The sequence below is a fragment of the Deltaproteobacteria bacterium genome (genome assembly GCA_016208165.1).
Lineage (GTDB): Bacteria > Desulfobacterota > Desulfarculia > JACQYL01 > JACQYL01 > JACQYL01.
In genome coordinates, this window is record JACQYL010000125.1 from 1 (window position 1) to 3,625 (window position 3,625).

3 protein-coding genes and 1 pseudogene are annotated in these 3,625 nt (G+C 53.4%); all 4 read left to right on the forward strand.

What is annotated here, in order from left to right; translation table 11 throughout:
• Positions 1-21 precede the first annotated feature (21 nt).
• The 4 genes and pseudogenes from HY788_22625 (at position 22) to HY788_22640 (ending at position 3,241) form a co-directional block, all read left to right on the forward strand.
• Positions 22-1,248, forward strand: coding sequence for a tyrosine--tRNA ligase (locus HY788_22625; GenBank protein ID MBI4776941.1), 1,227 nt, complete (start codon positions 22-24; stop codon positions 1,246-1,248).
• Positions 1,249-1,316: 68 nt separating this feature from the next.
• Positions 1,317-1,558: pseudogene (locus HY788_22630) on the forward strand (hypothetical protein).
• A gap of 147 nt (positions 1,559-1,705) precedes the next feature.
• Positions 1,706-2,869, forward strand: coding sequence for a DUF4388 domain-containing protein (locus HY788_22635; GenBank protein MBI4776942.1), 1,164 nt, complete (start codon positions 1,706-1,708; stop codon positions 2,867-2,869).
• A gap of 90 nt (positions 2,870-2,959) precedes the next feature.
• Complete coding sequence (locus HY788_22640) at positions 2,960-3,241, forward strand: hypothetical protein (GenBank protein ID MBI4776943.1); 282 nt, start codon at positions 2,960-2,962, stop codon at positions 3,239-3,241.
• The last annotated feature ends 384 nt before the right edge of the window (positions 3,242-3,625 follow it).

Here is a 3,625-nt window from a genome sequence, read left to right on the forward strand (position 1 = left end):
TATCAAGGAGGGCAAAAGCCCATGAATCCGTACGACATACTGTACGAACGCGGGTTTGTCGAACAGGTTACCGACGAAGCCTTGGTGAGGGATCTGTTCAACAAGCGCGTGACCGCCTATATCGGTTTCGATCCCACGGCGGACAGCCTGCACGTAGGCAGTCTGGTGCCTATCATGAGCCTGGCCCATCTTCAGCGCGCCGGACACCGTCCCATCGCCCTGGTGGGCGGAGGCACGGCCATGGTGGGGGATCCGAGCGGCAAGACGGAGATGCGCCAAATGCTCACTCGGGAAACCATTGAAGAAAACGCCAAAGGGCTCAAGAAGCAGCTGTCCAAATATGTCGACTTCTCCGATGCAAACGCGCTACTGCTCAACAACGCCGACTGGTTGGTCGATCTGAAATACATCGATTTCCTGCGGGACGTGGGACGGCATTTCAGCGTCAACCGCATGCTGGCCGCCGAAAGCTACCGCATGCGTCTGGAAACCGGACTCAGTTTCATCGAGTTCAACTACATGCTCCTGCAAGCGTACGATTTCCTCGTTTTGAACCGGCAATACGACTGCGATCTTCAAATGGGGGGAAACGACCAGTGGGGAAACATTCTGGCGGGAACGGAACTGATCCGGCGCATGGACGGCCGGGACGCTCACGGTTTGACCTTCCCGTTGATCACCACGGCCGTTGGCGAGAAAATGGGAAAAACCCATAAGGGCGCCATCTGGCTCGACAAAGACCGCACTCCTCCATACGATTACTACCAGTTCTGGGTCAACACGGACGATCGGGATGTCGAACGGTTCCTGGCGCTGTTCACGTTCCTTCCCATGGAAGAGGTGCGACGTCTCGGTTCGCTCCAGGGGGAGGATCTTCGTGAAGCCAAACAGGCTCTGGCGTTCGAAGCCACCCGGATTACCCACGGAGTCGAGGAAGCGGAAAAGGCTCGCGCCGCGGCTCTCAGCGTGTTCGGCGGCGGCGATGGAACGGCGGAGGGCGTCCCCGAAACCACGATCGGCGGCGCGGAGCTGGAAGCCGGCATTCAGGCGTATATCCTGTTCGAGCAGGTGGGCCTCTGCGCTTCCCGCGGTGCGGCGCGAAGGTTGATCTCTCAAGGCGGCGGATACGTCAACCAGCGCCGCTTGGAATCCTTCGACCAGGCCATCGGTCTGGGAGACGCCGAGGGCGACATCATACTTCTGAGGGCGGGAAAGAAGAAATTCCACCGCATACGCGTCCAGGCCTAACCCCAAATCTTCCTGTCAGGACATCAATGGATTTTGACGGAAAGTCCACGGATTCTCCGTTTTTACCTATGGAAATCGTGCTGTATCAGCCTGAAATTCCCCCGAATACCGGTAACGTGGCGCGCCTGAGCGCCGCCATGGGTATCCCGCTTCATCTGATTCGGCCTCTGGGCTTCAGCCTCGAGGATCGCTACCTGCGTCGAGCCGTATACCCATCGATTCCAGAGTCCGCAGTTTGAACCTTTCCACTGCGGCGGGAATCGTGGTCTTTGAGGCGCTGCGCCAGACACGTTCTTTGCGAAAAGCCTGAAGCGTGAATTTGTTCTTGAAAAAGAAGCGGAGCCAACTTACCCTGATATCTATATTTTCCGTTGCACTAAAGGTCAGCGGCTTTCGAGTCGATACGAGAAAAGGATCGCAGTTGCGACGAACATGACCGACCGGGGATAGCCCACGCATGAACTTCGACGGAAACCTGGGGAGCCTGTTTCTTCCCAACCTTTTGCAGATGCTCCACCGTGATGGAGTAACCGGGATTTTGAGGATCAAACACCCGGATGCCCGTTTGCAGATCTATTTTGAACGCGGCAATATCATTTACGCTTCGGGAATCGGCAAAGAAGTCCAGCTTGTCCAACTCATGGCGAAGAAGCGTCTTCTTTCCGCCGAGCAGCATGCGGTGATCAGCCAATTCATTCCGGACGATCAGTTTCAACTCGGTTCATACCTGCTTGAAAACAAACTCCTGCCGCTTGCGACTTGGGCGAAATACACCAAGATCATGGTGGATCAGACCCTCTTGAAAGCCTTTCTCCTGGAAGATGCGGACTTCAAGTTCGAAGGAAGAGCCATTTCCATCCCCGACGTATATCAAGTCCGGATCAATATGATGCAGCTGATTCTCGACATTACCCGCAAAGTCGACGAGTGGAATTTCATTCGGAAGCAAATTCCGGATAAGAACATCGTCTTTGAAGTATGTGATGTTTTCGAGGATGAAAAGAAAAGTATTCGATTTAGTCGATCGGAATGGTCTGTTCTGTCTAAGATCGATGGCAAGAAAACGGTAGAAGAGATCATAATGCAGTGTGAGACCGACGAACTTACAGTGTATAAGATATTGTACTCTTTCATTTCATCCGGACTCATTAAGCGTGTGGAAAACGTCTATCTCAATCATAAAGGCGACTTTATCGACTATGAAGGCATTATAGTTCTCTATATAGATCTATTCCGTATTATAGAGCGAACTTTTAAGAATGAAATAGGCGCCAATTTCTACATCATATACGCTCGCTGTCTTGATGCCGTGAATCAGAGGGTTTCTCAATTCCTGGAGGGATTCGATCCATTCATTGGAGAGACGAGATCGATATCGAAGAACATTACAGCCCGGATGGCCAAGTTCAAGAATTTCGCGGAGGGCAAAGAGACGCTTCTGGAGAGTTTGAATCGGTTACTCCGCACCATGCTTAACGCGATGGAGGACGTGGTCGGGAAAAGACTCAAGGAAGCCACCATACAGGAACTGATGATGGCGATTTCCTTTGTGGGGAAATATCAGGCGGCCTCGGATATCAACAAGCTCGTGCTGAGGACGCTTAGGGAGGGCGAGGAGTGATGCGGTCGCTCCGGGTTTGGGATCGAGGCCCGGGCACGATCATGTCACGCGGATCAACGTCGGCTCGCTGACATTCGGGGAGGACAGGAGATGGTTATTGGGACTGAGATGACGGTCAACCTTTTCATGATCGTGATTTATCTGATTATTCTCTACGTGTTCAATCGAGCCAAATCGAAATTCCGGGGGGGGAGCATCGAACGGGTAATCAACTTGATCCTGATTTCGGTCTTCTTCCTCTTGTGCGCCGACTACACGGTGCTGCTCAAATTTGTGCTGTCGGACGATCTTCGATACGTCATCGAGGTCCTGTTTCGTTTGATCGCCTTAAGCGTGTTGGCTGTTGGAGGTCTTCGGCTGCTGTCCATATGAGGGAAGGCCTTTGGGGCCGGCTCTGTAACCCATCCGCAGCAAGACATGTTGGGTTACGCTCGCTCTGCTCGCTAACCCAACCGGCTACCGGCGCCACGGTCGCCACGCCGGCCGAACCGGCATCGAGAAGCCATGAAAGGCGTCGGAGTTTCGTCCGTTGGGTTGAGCATAGCGAAACCCAACGGTTCCACTTGAAACTCTTTAAAAATTCGGTGTAGCCAAGACTTATCTCTGAAACTCCTGTCGAAGAAGCCGAGAGTCTCGGCAGGCCTTGCAGGCTCAAAACCGAATCCTTTGGAGCCCTCTTCGTAGCCCAGGCCCTTGAACAAGAACTGGATACCATAGGCATCGTCGACAGTATCGTCCCAAGGGGGCGCAAGGAAA

What these genes read in the sequence shown, in the direction of transcription:
- HY788_22640 (MBI4776943.1), top strand. Translation starts at nt 2,960, where the DNA reads ATGGTTATTGGGACTGAGATGACGGTCAACCTTTTCATGATCGTGATT.
- HY788_22625 (MBI4776941.1), top strand. Translation starts at nt 22, where the DNA reads ATGAATCCGTACGACATACTGTACGAACGCGGGTTTGTCGAACAGGTT.
- HY788_22635 (MBI4776942.1), top strand. Translation starts at nt 1,706, where the DNA reads ATGAACTTCGACGGAAACCTGGGGAGCCTGTTTCTTCCCAACCTTTTG.